The organism is Halobacillus sp. ABA4_118, assembly GCF_056160205.1.
The window spans coordinates 1,251,779-1,269,262 of record NZ_JBSWWS010000001.1 but is presented as its reverse complement, the minus strand read 5'-3'; the positions used below and the strand labels follow the sequence as shown (position 1 = coordinate 1,269,262).

Below are 17,484 nucleotides of genomic sequence, written 5' to 3'. Positions count from 1 at the left end.
GGAGACCTGATGGGAAAGTCAACTGGATTTATGGAATATACGCGCCAGGCTATACCTGAGCGTGATCCTGAAGTTCGAACGAAAGACTGGGAAGATTACACGCTTCCCCTTTCAGATGAAGAAGTACAAAAGCAGGGGGCCCGCTGCATGGACTGCGGCGTTCCGACGTGTCATTCCGGAATGGAAATCAACGGCATTACGACTGGATGCCCGGTCTATCACTTGATTCCCGAGTGGAACGACCTCGTCTATCGAGGGAAATGGAAGGAAGCTCTTGAGAAAGAACATGAAATGAACAATTTCCCGGAGTTTACCGGATTTGCCTGTCCGGCTCCATGTGAAGGCGCCTGTGTGCTTGGCATAAATGAGCCGCCTGTTGCGATTCGTAGTGTAGAGCGTTCAATCATTGAAAAAGGTTTTTCGGAAGGCTGGGTAACTCCTCAGCCGCCGGCCTCCCGCACAGGTAAAAAAGTGGCGGTTGTCGGTTCCGGTCCGGCCGGCCTTGCTGCCGCTGCGCAGTTGAACAAAGCCGGGCACTGGGTGACGGTATACGAGCGGAATGACCGTGTCGGCGGACTGCTGACCTACGGCATTCCGGAAATGAAGCTTCCGTACTCCGTCGTGGAACGCCGTGTGAACATTCTGAAGCAGGAAGGCATTCAATTCCTGACCAACACAGAGGTAGGTCGTAACTACCCTGTTTCCCGCTTGAATGAAGAATATGATTCGGTCATTCTATGCGGCGGTGCTACGACACCGAGGAACATCGACGTAAGTGGAAGAAGCTTGAAAGGCGTTCACTATGCGATGGATTTCCTTCATTCCAATACGAAAAGTCTTTTGGATTCGGACCATGAAGACGGCAACTATATCAGTGCCAAGGGTAAGAATGTGATCGTGATCGGCGGGGGAGATACAGGAACAGACTGTATGGCCACATCCATGCGCCATGAATGTAAAAGTCTGACCCAATTTGATATCTACGATAAGAAGAGCAGCGTCCGCGATAATGAAACAAACCCGTGGCCGCAGTATCCAATTATCCACCGTGTGGAATATGGGCAGAAAGAAGCGGAAGCTGAATTCGGGAAAGATCCGAAAGCTTATGCAGTCATGACGAAAAAATTCGTCGGTGACGAGAACAACCGCATCAAGGAAGTGCATACCATTGATGTCGCTCTTTCCTATGATGAAAAAGGGAACAAAGTACGTACGGAAATTCCGGGGACGGAAAAAGTGTGGAAGGCGGACCTTGTCCTGCTTGCGATTGGATTCAGCGGGCCGGAGCAGGATCTCATTGAGAAGCTGGGCATAGAAACGACCGTCCGCTCCAATGTAGCTGCACAATATGGCAGATACACGACCAATGTAGATGGCGTGTTTGCAGCGGGCGACATGCGACGCGGACAAAGCTTGATTGTGTGGGCAATCAATGAAGGCCGTGAAGCAGCCCGTGAATGTGATCGTTACTTGATGGGTACGACGCAGCTGCCTTAACTATCAAAAAGGGGGGACAACGATGTCCCCCCTTTTTTTTATGGTCTACCTGATTCATTGTTTTTGTTTTCTAAAAATAATAATAATGTCGTTTAAGTTGTCGGACCCTCGGGTACTTTTAGATTGTAATGGTTATTTTTTACTTACCATTCTAAACATAATCAGAGGAGGAGCACAATGAGCGACAAGCGTACAAAAAAGGATGAGCAGCTGGATCAGTACAGAGTAGATGATTCTGGTAAACATATGACCACCAACCAGGGAGTGAAAGTATCTGAGGATGAATTCTCCCTCAAAGCTGGTGAGCGCGGCCCTACTCTTATGGAGGACTTTCACTTTCGCGAAAAAATGACCCACTTTGACCATGAACGTATCCCTGAGCGTATTGTGCACGCCCGAGGTTTTTCTGCTCATGGAGAATTTCAATTATATAAATCACTTGAAAAATACACGAGTGCTGACTTTTTGACGGATACATCGAAGACAACCCCGACGTTTACACGTTTTTCTACCGTGCAGGGGTCCAAGGGCTCTGCGGAGACTGTTCGTGACGCCCGAGGTTTTGCTACGAAATTCTATACGCAGGAAGGGAACTTTGATCTTGTAGGAAACAACATTCCCGTTTTCTTCATCCAGGACGCGATCAAATTCCCCGATTTAGTTCACGCTGTTAAGCCTGAACCGCATAACGGTATGCCGCAGGGGGCATCCGCCCATGATACGTTCTGGGATTTTGTTGCCCATAACCAGGAATCTGCGCATATGGTGATGTGGACAATGTCCGATCGTGCCATTCCACGCAGTCTGCGTATGATGGAAGGTTTCGGTGTACATACCTTCCGCCTTGTGAACAAAGAAGGCGTCGCACACTTTGTGAAGTTCCATTGGAAACCTGTTCTTGGAACGCATTCCCTCGTTTGGGACGAGGCTCAGAAAATTAATGGGAAAGACCCGGACTTCCACCGGGGTGACCTTTGGACCTCTATTGAAAACGGGGATTATCCGGAATATGAACTTGGCTTCCAGGTGATTGCGGAAGAAGATGAATATAAGTTTGACTTCGACCTTCTTGATCCGACGAAGCTTTGGCCGGAAGAAGACGTACCTGTCGAAATCGTCGGTAAACTGACGATGAACCGCAACGTCGATAACGTCTTTGCTGAAAACGAACAGGTCGCCTTCCACCCGGGCCATCTTGTACCAGGCATCGACTTTACGAATGACCCGCTGCTACAGGGGCGTCTTCACTCCTACACGGATACGCAGCTGATCCGCCTCGGCGGCCCGAACTTCCACGAACTGCCGATCAACCGTCCGGTCTGCCCGTTCTTTAACAATCAGCGTGACGGCTATGGACGTCAGACGATCAATAAAGGACCTGTGGCTTATCACAAAAATGGTCTGGCTGGCAACACGCCGGCACCTGCGAGCAAAGCAGAAGGCGGCTTTGAGCATTATCAGGAAAAAGTGGACGGCCATAAAGTCCGTGCACGAAGTGAAAGCTTTAAGGATCACTTCTCCCAGGCGACCCTGTTCTGGAACAGCATGAGTGATCATGAAAAGAATCACATCATCAATGCATTCAGCTTTGAACTTGGAAAAGTACAGAGTGAGGATGTGCGTGAGAAAATCGTAGAGATGTTCTCCAACGTAAGCCTTGAGCTCGCCCAGTCCTTTGCGAAGAACATCGGTGTAACCCCTCCGGAATCCGGTGGTTCGAACGTGACGAAATCTTCCCCGGCGCTCAGCCAGGCGAATACGGTTCACTCTCCGGCAACGAGGACGGTGGGTGTCATTCTTGCTGACGGTTTTAATGGTCAGGATGTGAGACAGACATTGGAGCAGCTGGAATCCCAAGGGATCATCACAAACATTATCAGTAACCGTCAAGGGATGCTGAAAGGTGATGACAATTCAGAACTGAAAGTGGACCATACGTTCCTCACGGTGGATTCCGTTCTTTATGATGCGATTTATGCTGTCGGAGGTGCTGATGCGGATCAAACGTTCGCCAAGCAGTCCGGTAACTTCCTGTCTGAAGCGTTCATGCACTTCAAACCAATTGGAGCGACTCACGAAGGTGTGGAATATGTGCAGCAGAACGATATGGACGGCCAAAGCGGCGTCATTACAGGAGACAACGCAGAGCAGTTCGCCAAACAGTTTGGTGAAGCTGTTGCCGCCCACCGCTTCTGGGATCGTGAAGTCATGTAAAAAAATAAAATGGAGGATGGATTTGTCCGTTCTCAGGCTGCCGGGGAATTTTTCCGGCAGCTTTTTTTTCTTCGTTGTTTCAAAAATGCAGGATTAAGGGAATAGTAAAAGAAAATCCAAACACAATGAGGTGATCGCATGATTCGTACGATCCTGATGATTATCGGCTTAATAGTAGTAATCAGCTTTATTATCTCTCTTATATAGGAAGTACATCCGGACGGTGCATTCGACTTGCACCGTCCGTTTTCTTCTGCAGGATGACAATGGGAGAAAGAAGGACAGCCGTCTGCATCATGTATAATGAGGATATGGTTTGAAAAAGGGAGGTAATAAAGTGAGAGAAGCTGTGGAACGACATAAGGAACAATTTATCGAAGAACTCAAGCAGTATCTGCGTATACCGAGTATTTCGTCGCTGTCTGCATATAAAGGAGAGGTTCGCCGGGCGGCGGAATGGACCGCCGAAGCTTTGGAAAAGGCCGGAATGGAGCATGTGGAAGTCATCGAAACGAATGGTCATCCACTTGTTTATGGTGACTGGCTCCATGCCCCTGATAAGCCGACCGTGCTGGTGTACGGTCACTATGACGTCCAGCCGGAAGACCCTGTTGACCTTTGGGACACACCGCCGTTTGAGCCGGTCATCAAAGACGGCAGGATTTATGCACGTGGAGCGACCGACGACAAGGGCCAGCTGTTCATTCATATCAAGGCGGCCGAGCTTCTGATGAAAGAGCATGGAGCGCTGCCTGTGAACGTGAAGTTTATCATCGAAGGGGAGGAAGAAGTGGCCAGTCCGCATCTCGGTCCTTTCATTGAGGAAAATCAAGAGCGTTTATCCTGTGATTCTGTCGTGATTAGTGATACTTCCTTCAGCGGCAAAGACCAGCCGGCGATCTGCACCTCCCTTCGTGGGGCGCTGGCGATGGAAATGACGGTCCGGACCGCAAACTCTGATCTTCACTCTGGTACATATGGAGGCGGCGTACCGAATGCGGTTCATTCGCTCGTCAACCTGTTGGATTCCCTTCATGATTCAGAGGGGAGAGTCTCTGTAGAGGGCTTTTATCAAGGCGTTCCGGAACCGACCGAAGAACTCCGCCGGGAAGTCGCTGCCGTTCCTTTTGACGAAGAAGAAACGAAACGCGCACTGGATATAGACGACCTTTACGGAGAAGCCGGGTTTTCATTTAAAGAAAGAACAGGCATCCGCCCGACGCTCGAGATCAATGGCATGACAGGCGGTTTCCAGGGCGAGGGACTGAAGACGATTGTTCCAAAGGAAGCCTCCGCCAAAATCAGCTGCCGTCTCGTTGGTGATCAAAATCCACAGGCGGTTTATGAATCAATAGAACGCCATGTGAAGCAGCATAAGCCTGCCGGGACCAAAGTCAGTCTGGAGAAATTCATTCAAGCGGACCCTGTCGCCATGGATTCTCAAAACTCCTTTATCCAGGCTGCGGCAGAGGCTTATGAGGATGTCTACAAGGTGCGTCCGCTGTTTCCGAAAGAAGGCGGATCCATTCCCATCGTGGAAGTATTTGGACGTGTCCTGGATGCCCCTGTCGTATTGATGGGTTTTGGTCTTCCGACAGAGAATCTCCATGCCCCTAATGAACACTTCCATCTGGATAATTTCACAAAAGGAATCGAAACGGCCGCCCAATATCTTCAGAAGTTATCATGAAAGAAAGCTGGCACCCACACGGGTGTCAGCTTTCTTTTTCAGCGAGATGGAGGATGTGCTGAATGAACGGTTCCTTCGCTGCGGTATAGCGGGAGCGGTTCTTTTTGTGTGTGACGGCAAGGCGGCTTTTCAACCTCTGATAGTCCATGGCTTTTTCCGGATGTTTCATGAGATAGTCGCGAAAGGCAAGCTTATCCCGCCACTCGTTTCCTTCATACGCTGTGATGTGAAGGTGACACGTTCCGTTCCCCGGCTCTCCTTTACGAAAAAAGTACCGCTCCTTCCATTCGAGCTTTGGCACATATGTATAGCCGGCTTTCTGCAGAGCATGGATGAAGGAACCATTTAGATCAAGGCGGGGAAGACCGAGCATCAGGTCAATCACCGGCTTTGCTTTCATCCCGGGGACAGCTGTGCTCCCTATATGCTCGACAGGGTAGTCCTGATCAAGAAAGCTCAAGATTTCAGCCTTTTCTTCAGCAAATATCTCAGGCCATACGTGCTGGTAGTTGTGCAGCTGGATATCGCCCATCCTTTTCCTCCTTTACGGGTACGTTCCTATGATTCTATCACGAGATCATTGTCTTTTTTTGTCAAAATAACCCTTTCTCCGTGTTAAACTAATAGTAAATGCTTATAGAGGAGGAAGGTTATGGAACCAACACAGCTGAAACCTAAATCATTTGGGGAAATTCTTGATACATCGTTCAGCATATCGAAGAAGCATTTCCCGTCTTTATTTCTTATGCTGTTATTTTTAATCGGCCCGATTTTCATAGTCGATTACTTGTTCATGATTGTAAGCGGTATTGATCTTTTCCGCGAAACATCCGGCGGAGGATTCGGAGAGCAGCTGATGAACAACCTGGACAGTGCGGGAAACATACAAGCTTCGGTTGCTGCTAACCTGGGAATTGGAATGGAAATGGTGTACCTGGGGTTGAACACCATCTTGAATCTCGTGCTCTATACAATGGCTCAGGCTGCGGTCATCATTGCAGCCGGCAAAGTCATCAAAGGAGAAAGCTGGACGAAAAAAACAGCAGTAAAAGGGGCCTTTTCAAGGTTCTGGCCGTTGATTGGAAGCTCTTTGCTGCTTGGGGTCATCGTCTTTGGAGTCTTTTTCGTTTTCTTTATTGTCATTGGATTTGGCGGGATCGGACTGACCCTTGCGGCTGGAGACGGAGCTGGATTTATTCCGATCATTCTCCTCGTCCTCGGTTTTATCGCGCTGCTCGCTTTTTTTGGAACACGACTAAGTATGTTCTTCGGATCGGTTGTTTACAAAAAGGCAGCGCCTGGGTTCACAGAAAGCTGGAAATTAACGAAAGGAAGATTCTGGGCGACGCTCGGGTTATTTGTTGTCTTCGGCATCATCATATTCCTGCTGACTTCTATATTTGATGCGGTTTCCATTATTCTTCTTGGAGGAAGTGTAGCCGGCAAACTTTTGACCGACCTGTCTACACTCCTCGGAACATTGTTTTTAATGGTTGGTTACACGGTCCTGTTGTACGATTTGAAGACCCGGAATGAGGGCGGAGACTTGAAGGATATGATTGCTTCCTATAAAAACATGTAATCTGCGAAGGGCTGAAGGTGGGTGGCAGTATGAGCGCAATACAGCAGGAAAAGGAACACTTGAGCGATATTTTGAGCAGGACGGAATATGAAGCGTATGAAGAGCAGCCGGAGCGTGCAGGCAGCCGGATCGGCGAACTGCTTTCCGCATGGGTCAGAGACTTGTTGGAAACTCTTTTTCCCGGGGCGGAAATCACAGGATCTGCGGTGGATGGTGTGCTGTATTTCATTGGAGCCATCGGCCTCGGTGTTCTCGTGTTTTTGGCTTTCCGGCTGTTCAGCAGACTCTCGGGCGAAAAGCATGCCCGTAGAAACCGGACGTTTCTTCCAGGTGAAGAAGGACCGCTTTCGCTCGATAGTCATTGGCGGCAGGCAGATGAATGGGCGGAACAGCAACAATGGACTGCTGCGGCCCGTCAGGTTTTTCTGGGGCTCCTGCTTCATTTTGATGATCAAGGGTTTGTAGATGTGCAGTCATGGAAAACCAATGGGGATTATGAAAAGGAATTGAAAGCTCATACCGGAGCGGATTATGTGGAAGCGTTCCGCCGTCTGGCCTTAATGTATGACCAGATGACCTACGGAGAGCGGCTGCTGAATGAAAAGGACTACCATACCTTCCGTTCTGATGCAGCATGGTATGTGAAGGAAGGAAGAAAGGAGGAGGCCTGATGAACCAAAGGAAAACATGGCTGGGAATCGGAGCGGCTCTCCTTCTGTTTGCCGGGGTCATTTACTGGAGCTCAAAAGAAGAACCGGAAGTCTATCCTCCGTACACATCCGAATCTCCGGCACCAAACGGATTGAAGGGGTTCTACACGCTGTTGGAAGAGCGGGATCAGGATGCCGCGCGCTGGAATGCAGCCCCTGGACAGCTTCCGGCGGCCGGTACCTCCCAGACCCTCTTGATGGCGGAGCCTGTGACGACGGTGAGTGGGGAGGAGATGCAGCGGTACAAGGAGTGGATGGAGGCGGGCAACACCATCTGGCTGATGAAACAGCATCCGGCCGGTTATTTTGATGTGGCTGTTGAGTATCCGGATTCCGACCAGGGATCTTCGCTCATCACAGATGCCGGCGGAAATCAGTATGAGGCAGATATCCCTGCTCCCCACCGGCTGCGGACCGGGGAAGCAGATAAAATACTGCTGAAGGACGAAAGTGGAGCGGTTGCCATTGAACGATCTTACGGCGAGGGGAGGCTGATTGTCGGTTTAACGCCCTCCTGGCTTGTTAACGACCGGATAATAGAAAAGGATCACTTTACCCTCGTCACGAAACTTATGGATACAGCGGGCAGCGGCGGAAGTCTTTGGTTTGATGAATACATACATACCCGGAACGGGTTCGCTGATAAAGCAGGTGTTTACCCTTCCTGGCTCTTGTTTTTCACTTTTCAGCTGGCCTTGTTGACGCTGGCCTGGCTGTGGTGGAAAGGGAAGCGTTTCGGCCCATTCTTCACACCGCGGGAGGATGTCGTCCGCTTTGGGGATGAACGTCTTCAGGCCGTTGCAAGCTGGTATAAAAAAGGGGAGTTTTACCGGGAGTCGCTGGCGATCCAGGAATCCTATATCCGCCAGCTGCTGCAGGAGCGCTTCGGTGTACCGGTCCACATATCATGGGAAGAAACGAGAGAGCGTCTGGACGGACGGATCGACCCGGATTCGTTGGAAAGGTGGACGACGATGTCCCGCCGGATTGAACCGCTGGAACATCAAAGTCATGTCGATAAAAAATCCTACCTGGAATGGTCAGGTGTACTTGAACAGATGAGGAAAGAGGTGCAGGACAGATGAAAGAGCAGATCCATCAATTAATCGAATCCTACGAAAGTAAAGTCATCGGACAGTCGGAAAATCTCCGCCTGATGCTGGCAGCGGTATTTTCCGGAGGCCATGTCCTTTTGGAAGGTGTGCCGGGTACAGGGAAGACGAAAATGGTCCGGACGCTCGCTGACCTGCTTGGCGGCGATTTCAAACGCATTCAGTTCACACCCGATCTGCTTCCGAGTGATATCACAGGGAGCATGATCTACAACATGAAGTCCGGCATGTTTGAAACATTGAAGGGACCGGTTTTTACAAACGTTCTTCTGGCAGATGAAATCAATCGTACGCCCGCTAAAACACAGGCGGCACTGCTTGAGGCGATGGAGGAAAAACAGCTGACCATTCAGGGGGGTACCTATACGCTTCCTGCTCCGTTTTTTGTTGTGGCTACACAGAATCCGGTCGAGTTTGAAGGCACGTACCCACTCCCGGAAGCGCAGCAGGACCGCTTTATGTTTAAATTGACTGTCGATTTCCCTGCTCTCGAAGAAGAAGTGAATGTTATAAAGAGTATCGTCAGTGGTGGGACAGCTGATGCTGAGACCACTTCCGTTCTGTCTATGGATATCTTCCAGGAGGTAAGCAGGGAGATTGCAGCGATTACCGTAACGGATGACGTCTATGAGTACATCACACAGCTGGTAAGGAAAACAAGAGAGACGGATACGATCCGGAACGGGGCGAGTACCCGGGCGGCTATAGCGATGGCACGTGCGGCAAAAGCCTGGGCCTATTTAGGGTCGCGGGATTATGTGACACCGGACGATGTGAAAAAAGTAGCCGTACCTGCACTGAGGCACCGGATTTTACTTGCGCCTCATATGGAATTGGAGGGAGCCACCTATGACCAGATCATTCAGGAGCTGGTGGGATCTGTTCCTGTTCCGCGATAGGGGGATCGTACCAACGCGAAGGCTGCTCCTTCTTGCAGCTGTGCTGTTGGTTTTAGTGACAGGACTGGCGGCCCTGGGTGTTCCCTGGCCGTATCTGCTTTCCTTAAATGCTGTCGTTTTTCTCCTCAGCCTTCTGGATTTGATGCTGATGCCAGGGAAAAAACAAATTCACCTCCATCGTTCAATGGAGGAGGAGATTGAACGTGGGTTAGAGAGTGAAGCTGCCCTTGTCATAAAAAACAACTCGGATCACCGGATGTTTGTAGAAGTGATCGATCATTTTCCTCCATCGTTCTCCAGACCTTTTCCACTGGAAGGATGGATCAAGGAAGGAGAAAGAAAAGACCTCCCGTTTTCGTTTACGGCCGGACAACGGGGCGATTATAGACTTCCGTCCATTTCCTATCGCTGGTGTTCATCCATCGGCCTGTGGGCGAGACAGGGACGTGTCGATCAGGAAATGAAGGTGCGTGTCATCCCGGACTTAAGCGGCAGCCGGTACTTTCTGAAAGATGCCCAGCGTTTTCTGCTTTATGAAGGAACCCGCATTAGGAAAGACCGGGTCGGCTCAGGAGAGTTCAGTCAGATCCGGTCGTACGTGACAGGCGATGACATTCGAAAGATTAACTGGCGCCAGACGGCGAAACAGCAGGAGCTCATGATGAATGAATATGAGCCGGAACATGGGAAGTATGTGACGATCCTTATTGACTGCGGAAGAATGATGGGAGTGGAGCTTGAAGAAAATAACCGCCTCGAAAAAGCCTTGGAAGCGGCTCTTACTGTAACAACGGCGGCTTTAAAGCGAGGCGACTATGTTTCTCTGGCTGCTTTTTCAAAGCGTGTTCATGTCTATGTGCCTCCTGGAAAAGGAATGGCCCATATGCAGACCATTCTACAGGAAGTCTATCATTTGGAGGTGGAAGGTTATGAATCGAACTACGCCTCCGCTTTTCAATATTTACAATCCGTCCAAAATAAGCGCAGCCTTTATCTTTTGTTCAGCGATGTCACCACGTTTCTATATGAAGAAACAGCGCTGCATTACTTGATGAGGTTAAGGCGTTCCCATTTATTTCTTATGGTTGGTATTGAGGACAGGACAGTGGATGAGGCTGCGAGGCGCATCCCGGAAGATGTTGCATCCACAATGGTGAAAAGTATGGCACAGAAGCAGTTGATGGATAAAAAGGAGGAAATGAGACGCTGGGAGAGCCGTGGGCTTCCGATGGTTGAAGCTCCGGAAGAGGCTCTCGCATCCGCCTCGGTATCCTATTACATTGATATTATGAACCGCGGGCTGCTTTAAGCGGTCGGCTTCCAAGAACGATATAGACGAGTAGTCCGATCACAGTCAGTGCAGCAAAAGCATACTTAGCTTCAAGCGGCAGTGCAGAAGGCGTGATGTATCCTTCAATAATCCCGGCGATGATAAACAAGGGCAGCGTTCCGATTAACAGCAGCACGGAGCGGTAGGCGTTCGTTTTCAATTGATAGGCACGGGTTCGTGAGCCGGGGACCCATAATTTAAAGCCCATCAGAAGTCCGGCTCCGCCGGCAATGAAAATGGCTGTCAGCTCGATGATTCCGTGAGGGACGATATAGGCCCAGAAATCATAGGATTTTCCGTGGGTGAAGAAAAGAGCGGCCAACGCGCCGACGATGATGCCGTTAAAAATAAGCACATAGACGGTGACCAGTCCAAAGGTTACACCACCGGCAAACGCAAGGAAGGCCACCTGTATATTGTTGGTCAGAATTTCAGCCGACATCACTGGTGAATTCACCCCACCGTCACTGCCGATCTGTGACGGGTCCACGTTTTGAGCGATGTTGGCGGGCAGTATCGTGTACAGGCTCATTGGGTCCTGGTAGACGGCTGTAAACGCAGCCGTTCCTCCAAGAAGAAACAGGCACATGCTGATGATGACAAACGCCCACTGCTCACGAAGAAGATGGATGAAGGTGTGGCCGAACAGATGCTTCACCTGTTTCCAGTTGGAGGTCTGCTCCTGATACAGGGTGTTGTGGGCTTTTGATGTCAGCGTATTCAAGTAATCCGTGCTCTCTTCTTCAGGGAAGTACGTCTGACTGAAGGCCAGGTGCTGGGTAACCTTCTGATATGTCCGCTGGAAATCCTCCACTTGCCCGGCTGTCCATTTTTTCTTATTCTGCTGCAGCGTATGGATCAGATTCTCCAGCCGCTTCCAATCCTGGCGGTTCTGCGAGATAAATGTACGATAATTCATAGGGTCACCTGCCGCTCGGAAATTTTTTACAACGCAGTTTAATTATAAGCAAGATTGCCTTTAATGGAAACCCGGGAGAGGAGATGGCGTATGCAGGAAAATGTACAAGTGAAAACACCGGAGCATGTGACTCTTAATTTCAGACTGGCTGGACTGGGCAGCCGGGGAGCGGCACAGATTACAGATACGTTGATTACTACGCTGATGAATGCCGGTCTGCTGACAGTCATCCTGCTGATGGATAACTACATGGGTGTTTACTTCTGGCAGGCAGAGAGCGTGATCGTTGCTGTCATCATTGTGATCGTTTTTATTATTAACTGGGGGTACTTCTTTTTATTTGAATGGCTTGCAAACGGAAGGACGCCGGGCAAGATGCTTCTGGGACTGCGAGTGGTCAGGGGGAATGGCGGACGTCCGACCGCTCTTTCTGTTCTCATCCGAAATCTGCTCCGGGTTATTGATATGCTTCCTTTCTATTACCTGCTTGGTATGCTGATGGTCTTTTTCCATCCGTCCCACAAACGTCTTGGTGATGTGGTAGCTGGAACGATTGTCATCCATGAGAAGAAGAAAAAGGCAGAGAAGAGTTCGGATAAAAAGCTGAACAAGCTTCTCAGGGGAAGGAACATTACGGCGCAGACGGTGCACATAGGAGATTGGGAACGCCAGCGGTTTTCAAAAGAAGATTGGAAACTGCTTCGGACGTATGTTCACCGCTACCCTGGTTTGAATGCCGTGGAACAGGAAGAGTTAACGGAAGATGTTGCAGCAATTCTTTTACCGAAACTGCAGCTGGAAGACCGTGCAGACCATCTGGACAGAGAGGACCGCCTTTTTGCCGCCTACCTGATTTTAAAAGAAGACTGGGAGTTTGAATGGTCCTGATTCCAGGCCGCCTTTCCTTTACATGGAAGGCGGCTTTTTTGAAGAATCCATAGAATATTGGAGAAAATAGAAATAAACATTTACAACAGCCGTATATTTGGTATTATATATAAGGATTTGTAGTGATTTGAGGAAATTTAACGAATAAAGGGGAAAAACAATGGTTACATCATTTGCGATGTTGTCACTGACCGTCCTGCTTCTGTTCTTAGTGATGTATGCAGCTGATACGTGGGTGCGCCGTTTCCGCAAAAGCGGACAGGAAACAGCCGCTGCTCCGTCCAATCCATTGGATGTTCAGCCGCCATCTGCCAAATAGATAGAAAGATTGAAGGCGTCCCGTGTCCGGGCCGCCTTTTCTATGCCGGGAACCGGTTTGCGTTTTGTTCCCCCGTGGATTGTGGTAAAATATATATGTTTACATATCGGAAGATTCACGCCTTAGATTACGGGTCGTGAACAGTTAATAAAAAGGTAAAAGGGGATATCTCATGACGAATAAAGCGGTCGTTTTAGGTGCGAATTATTATATTGGACTGAGTACAATCCGGTGTCTGGGTATTCATGGTGTCCATGTTGCTGCTGTGGATTACGCGTGGGAAGGGGCTTACGGGCTGGAATCTAAATATTGTTCGGAAGCGCTGATCGGACCTCACTATAAAGAAGATCCGGCTGGACTTGCTGCTTTCCTCGTGGATTATGCTAAGAAACAGGACAGTCCTCCTGTTCTCATTCCGACAGCCGATCCGTACGTGGAGTTCGTCGATGAACATCTGCCGGAATTACGGGAACATTTCCTTATTCCTCAAAAGGAACAGGGGTTATATACTAAAATAATGGACAAAGGAACGCTTCATACCCTGGCTTCTGAACATGGGGTGGCGGTTCCTGAAACCGTCAATGTCGATGAAGAGAATTTCGTAGAGCGTGTGGAAAAGGACATTCAGTATCCGTGCCTTGTCAAACCGGTGGATTCACCGGCATTTGTGGCCAAGTTCCGAAGAAAGCTCTTCACGGTACACAATCAGGAGGAACTGCTGGAGAAAGTCAACGAGGCGAAAGCGGCAGATATCGAAGTGATTGTACAGCGCATCATTCCTGGTTTTGACGATCATATGTACACATTTGATGCTTATCTGGATCAGGATTCGAAAGTGACCCACTGGGTGACCTGCCAGAAGCTTCGTCAGTTTCCTGTGAATTATGGGGCCTCTGTCTACACTCAGCAGAAATACGTTCCGGAATTGTACGAGCTTGGAACGAAATTCCTCGAAGGGATCCAGTACAAAGGATTTGCCGAAATCGAGTTCAAAAAAGATGCCGAAACAGGGCAGTATTATTTGATTGAAATCAATGTGAGGATTACAAACTTAAACCACCTGCTGCAGAAGACAGGAATCAATATTCCTTATATCACCTACCGGGAGCTTACAGGCCGTCCACTTGAGCCGAAAGCTGTACGTGAGGATAAAAACATCGTATTCTGGTATGCCTATGAGGATCTTCTTGCCGTAAGGGAATATATCAAGACGGGTCAGCTTTCCCCGAAAAGTGTGATGAAATCCTATTTCAGACCGAAAGCCCATGCAATCTGGGACCCGAAAGACCCGAAACCGGCCTTTGCTTTCGGGAAGAAGCTGGCACGCCTCGTCGCTGGACGTGTGACGAAAAAAGCGTAGAAAAACAGGAAATATATGCCGGGGGACAGCAGGAAACGTTCTGCGGTGTACGAAACATATATGCGGATGATCATCGAAATGGAAATCAGTCAAAAATGAGCAGGGAAGGTAGATAACAATGGCTATGCTTAATCAGTTATTATCATCGATTGAAGTGTTGGAAGCCTGGAATGATCAAGACATACATGTCCAGGGACTTGCCTACAATTCTAAAAACGTAAACGAAGGGGACGTCTTCGTCTGCATTAAAGGCTTTAAGACGGATGGGCACCGCTACGTGAAAGATGCGGTCCAGAGTGGTGCAGCAGCAATAGTTGTAGAAGATTACCAGGACGGATGGGGCGATCTTCCTCAATACCGCGTCGCGGACAGCCGTCAGGCTCTGGCTGCGTTAAGCGATGCCTACTACAACCACCCTTCCCAGGCTATGAAAACCATCGGGATTACAGCCACGAATGGAAAGACATCCACTTCCTTTATGACTGATGCCATTTTGGAAGAGCACGGCTTGAAAACAGGATTGATCGGGACCGTAGTCGTGAAATACGGCGACTATTCCGAACCGACCAAGCTGACGACACCTGAATCGCTGGATCTGCACAGATATTTTGCAGAAATGAGAAACCAGGATGTTTCCCACGTAACGATGGAGGTTTCATCCTCCGCCCTTGATTTAAGCCGGGTGGGCAGTGTCGATTTTGATATCGTCTCATTGAACAATATCAGCAGAGAGCATATTGATCTTCACGGATCTTTTGAGGAATACTTTAACAGTAAAGCCAGCTTGATCCGGAACGCTTCTGAAGGGAGCTGGGCAGTCCTGAACCTGGATGATTCCTATTCGGCATCCTTAGTTGAAGAAACGAAAGCCAATGTCCTTACATTCAGTGTGGAAACCGCCGATGGGGATCTCGTCTGTAAGAATCTTGATCTTTCAACGGGACGAGCTAAGTTCACAGTGGAAATCCGCCGCCCGTTCTCTGTCGGGAATACCGGGTACGCTCCACAGGAATTCGATATTGAATTGTCCACGCCGGGCTATCATTCCGTTTACAATTCCATGGTGGCCATTGCAGCTGCACTTCTGAATGAGGTACCGATTCCAACGATCCAGTCCGGGATTAAAGGCTTTGGCGGGGTGGAGCGCCGCTTTGAAATGGTCTTTGAAGATGACTTCAAAATGCTGGATGATCACTTCGCCAACTATGGAAATATCAACGTTACACTGAGTACGCTGCAGCAGATGGACTACTCAGACTTGAAACTTGTTTATGCTATCCGTGGAAGCCGCGGGGTCACAGTGAACAAAGAGAACGCAAATGCCATTGTTGAATGGGCTCCGCGTCTTGGCTTGACGGAAATCATTGCTACAGTGAGCCATTCTCATGTGACTGAGAAGGATGTTGTGACGGACGAAGAGGTCCGTGTGTTCCAAGAAGCAATGGATGCAGCCGGCATCAAAGTCCATCTTTATAAAGAGCTTGATGACGCTGTGAACCACGCTATATCTGAAGTGAAGGAAAACGATGTGCTGCTGCTTGCAGGATGTCAGGGCATGGATCCCGGCGCAAAGATTGCTTTAGAACAGTTAAGTACAAAAAGACCAGACATCGACGAAGATCAGCTGTTCAAACCGTTGAAAAACCGGGTGGCCGGTGTTCTGTGAATGGCTTCTCAGCCACGTATCGGGTCTTTTGTAAGGAGGCAGACGATGAACGACAAAATTATCGGCATACTCGGGGGGATGGGACCTGAGGCTACGGCTGAATATTATATGAAGATTATCCGCGCGACACAGGCCGAAAAGGATCAGGATCATTACCGTGTGATTATTGACAGCAATGCTAAAATCCCGGACCGTACTGCGGCCATATCCGGGCGCGGGGAAAATCCTGTCCCGCAAATGATCGATGCCGCTAAAAATCTGGAAAAAGTAAATGTGGATGTGGCTTGTATTCCGTGTATGACAGCCCATTATTTTATCGAAGATGTTCAAAAAGCCGTATCCTTCCCACTTATGAATGCTTTTGAAGAGTTGAAAAAATACATCGAGGATCATTATCCCGCGGTTCGTAAAATCGGGGTGCTGGCAACGTCCGGCACACTGCAGACCGGATTGTTCAAAAAGCACCTTGGGCACCTTGATGTTATTGAACCGCGCCCGGTGACACAGAACGAGAAAGTGATGGAATCCATCTATGGAAGCAATGGCATTAAAAGCGGCAACACGGATGCAGAACCGCTCTCCCTTTTAAAAGCTGCTGCTGAGGAACTGCTCGATCAGGGCGCAGAAGTGATCATCTCCGGCTGCACAGAAATCGGTCTGGTTCTAAAACCCTACCATCTTCCTGTGCCGCTGCTTGATCCCATGGAAGTCGTAGCCCATGCCGTAGTAAAAGAATCTGTATTCCAGAAGTCATGAACCTTCCCGTTTCGTCTTATATATAACTAAGACGATTCACTCGAGGGGGAAAGGCATTGGCAAAAAAAGCGTTTGAGCGATTCTTGTTCGAGTCATTTCAAGAAGGTATCTTCTTCAGGGAACTCCGCTTGTCTGAAAAAGAGGTGACACGTCTCAAGAAACTCTACCCTTCGGCTGAGATTAAACAGACGAGCCCGGTGGATGCCGTGCTCCGAAAATCATGGTACGAAGTAAACCTGGATCCGGACGCCCGGACGAGGAAGTCGTACGATTCCGTTGTACTGGAAAACCTCCGGCTCAAGAGGGAAATTGAAAAATTAAAGAATCATCACCTGAAAAAATAAGCTGTCTTTCTACAAGGACAGCTTATTTTTTTATGCTTATTCAGGGTCTATGGACCTGATTATATTTACCTGTAAAGACTCGTGAATATGACGGATGATGTCGAAAAGAAACCCTGATATTACAGGGTTCTGTAAACTTATGAAACACAAATGTAATAATAATTTGTCTTTATTTAGCGAATATATTTGATATAATTA

General features: G+C 49.0%; 16 protein-coding genes. 14 read left to right on the top strand and 2 right to left on the bottom strand.

Going from position 1 to position 17,484, the window contains the following annotated elements; genetic code table 11:
• Window positions 1-9: 9 nt before the first annotated feature.
• The 3 genes from ACXAGL_RS06220 to ACXAGL_RS06210 all read left to right on the top strand — a co-directional run bounded on the left by ACXAGL_RS06220 (window position 10) and on the right by ACXAGL_RS06210 (window position 5,401).
• Window positions 10-1,497 carry a glutamate synthase subunit beta gene (locus ACXAGL_RS06220; RefSeq protein WP_474969980.1) on the top strand — a complete coding sequence of 496 codons (1,488 nt, stop codon included), beginning with the start codon at window positions 10-12 and terminating at the stop codon, window positions 1,495-1,497.
• Between the two features lie 177 nt (window positions 1,498-1,674).
• Complete coding sequence (locus tag ACXAGL_RS06215; RefSeq protein ID WP_474969979.1) at window positions 1,675-3,711, top strand: catalase; 2,037 nt, start codon at window positions 1,675-1,677, stop codon at window positions 3,709-3,711.
• 337 nt (window positions 3,712-4,048) lie between these two features.
• On the top strand, window positions 4,049-5,401 hold the full coding sequence (locus tag ACXAGL_RS06210; protein ID WP_474990407.1) for a dipeptidase: 1,353 nt from the start codon (window positions 4,049-4,051) through the stop codon (window positions 5,399-5,401).
• A gap of 25 nt (window positions 5,402-5,426) precedes the next feature.
• On the opposite strand, the gene ACXAGL_RS06205 is transcribed toward ACXAGL_RS06210, so the two are convergent.
• Window positions 5,427-5,933 (bottom strand): GrpB family protein, encoded by a 507-nt coding sequence (locus tag ACXAGL_RS06205; RefSeq protein ID WP_474970745.1) that lies wholly within the window; start codon window positions 5,931-5,933, stop codon window positions 5,427-5,429.
• 120 nt (window positions 5,934-6,053) lie between these two features.
• Here ACXAGL_RS06205 and ACXAGL_RS06200 point away from each other — a divergent pair, with 120 nt between their 5' ends.
• From ACXAGL_RS06200 to ACXAGL_RS06180, 5 genes are read left to right on the top strand one after another with little or no spacing between them, the layout of a single operon-like run.
• The gene (locus ACXAGL_RS06200) at window positions 6,054-6,983 is read left to right on the top strand and encodes a hypothetical protein (protein WP_474970746.1); all 930 of its coding nucleotides are present in this window, start codon (window positions 6,054-6,056) and stop codon (window positions 6,981-6,983) included.
• Between the two features lie 29 nt (window positions 6,984-7,012).
• On the top strand, window positions 7,013-7,654 hold the full coding sequence (locus ACXAGL_RS06195) for a hypothetical protein (protein ID WP_474990405.1): 642 nt from the start codon (window positions 7,013-7,015) through the stop codon (window positions 7,652-7,654).
• The gene (locus tag ACXAGL_RS06190) at window positions 7,654-8,778 is read left to right on the top strand and encodes a DUF4350 domain-containing protein (RefSeq protein ID WP_474970748.1); all 1,125 of its coding nucleotides are present in this window, start codon (window positions 7,654-7,656) and stop codon (window positions 8,776-8,778) included. The genes ACXAGL_RS06195 and ACXAGL_RS06190 overlap by 1 nt, the downstream gene beginning before the upstream one ends.
• A complete protein-coding gene (locus ACXAGL_RS06185; protein ID WP_474990403.1) occupies window positions 8,775-9,704 on the top strand; it encodes an AAA family ATPase in 930 nt (309 codons plus the stop codon). Before ACXAGL_RS06190 ends, ACXAGL_RS06185 begins: the two co-directional genes overlap by 4 nt.
• A complete protein-coding gene (locus tag ACXAGL_RS06180; RefSeq protein ID WP_474990401.1) occupies window positions 9,655-11,013 on the top strand; it encodes a DUF58 domain-containing protein in 1,359 nt (452 codons plus the stop codon). Before ACXAGL_RS06185 ends, ACXAGL_RS06180 begins: the two co-directional genes overlap by 50 nt.
• On the opposite strand, the gene ACXAGL_RS06175 is transcribed toward ACXAGL_RS06180, so the two are convergent.
• Window positions 10,991-11,953 (bottom strand): stage II sporulation protein M, encoded by a 963-nt coding sequence (locus tag ACXAGL_RS06175; RefSeq protein WP_474990399.1) that lies wholly within the window; start codon window positions 11,951-11,953, stop codon window positions 10,991-10,993. The genes ACXAGL_RS06180 and ACXAGL_RS06175 overlap by 23 nt on opposite strands.
• 90 nt (window positions 11,954-12,043) lie before the next feature.
• Here ACXAGL_RS06175 and ACXAGL_RS06170 point away from each other — a divergent pair, with 90 nt between their 5' ends.
• The 6 genes from ACXAGL_RS06170 (at window position 12,044) to ACXAGL_RS06145 (ending at window position 17,286) form a co-directional block, all read left to right on the top strand.
• The gene (locus ACXAGL_RS06170) at window positions 12,044-12,841 is read left to right on the top strand and encodes an RDD family protein (protein ID WP_474990397.1); all 798 of its coding nucleotides are present in this window, start codon (window positions 12,044-12,046) and stop codon (window positions 12,839-12,841) included.
• A gap of 160 nt (window positions 12,842-13,001) precedes the next feature.
• Entirely contained in the window at window positions 13,002-13,160 is a 159-nt protein-coding gene (locus tag ACXAGL_RS06165; RefSeq protein WP_156896539.1) for a hypothetical protein, read from the top strand.
• A 172-nt stretch (window positions 13,161-13,332) separates the two neighbouring features.
• A complete protein-coding gene (locus ACXAGL_RS06160; protein WP_474969969.1) occupies window positions 13,333-14,520 on the top strand; it encodes a carboxylate--amine ligase in 1,188 nt (395 codons plus the stop codon).
• 118 nt (window positions 14,521-14,638) lie between these two features.
• Entirely contained in the window at window positions 14,639-16,186 is a 1,548-nt protein-coding gene (locus tag ACXAGL_RS06155; RefSeq protein WP_474990395.1) for a Mur ligase family protein, read from the top strand.
• 45 nt (window positions 16,187-16,231) lie between these two features.
• Window positions 16,232-16,942, top strand: coding sequence for a cysteate racemase (gene cuyB / locus ACXAGL_RS06150; RefSeq protein ID WP_474969967.1), 711 nt, complete (start codon window positions 16,232-16,234; stop codon window positions 16,940-16,942).
• 56 nt (window positions 16,943-16,998) lie between these two features.
• Window positions 16,999-17,286: a hypothetical protein gene (locus ACXAGL_RS06145; protein ID WP_474970752.1), complete on the top strand. Its 288-nt coding sequence runs from the start codon at window positions 16,999-17,001 to the stop codon at window positions 17,284-17,286.
• Window positions 17,287-17,484: the final 198 nt, after the last annotated feature.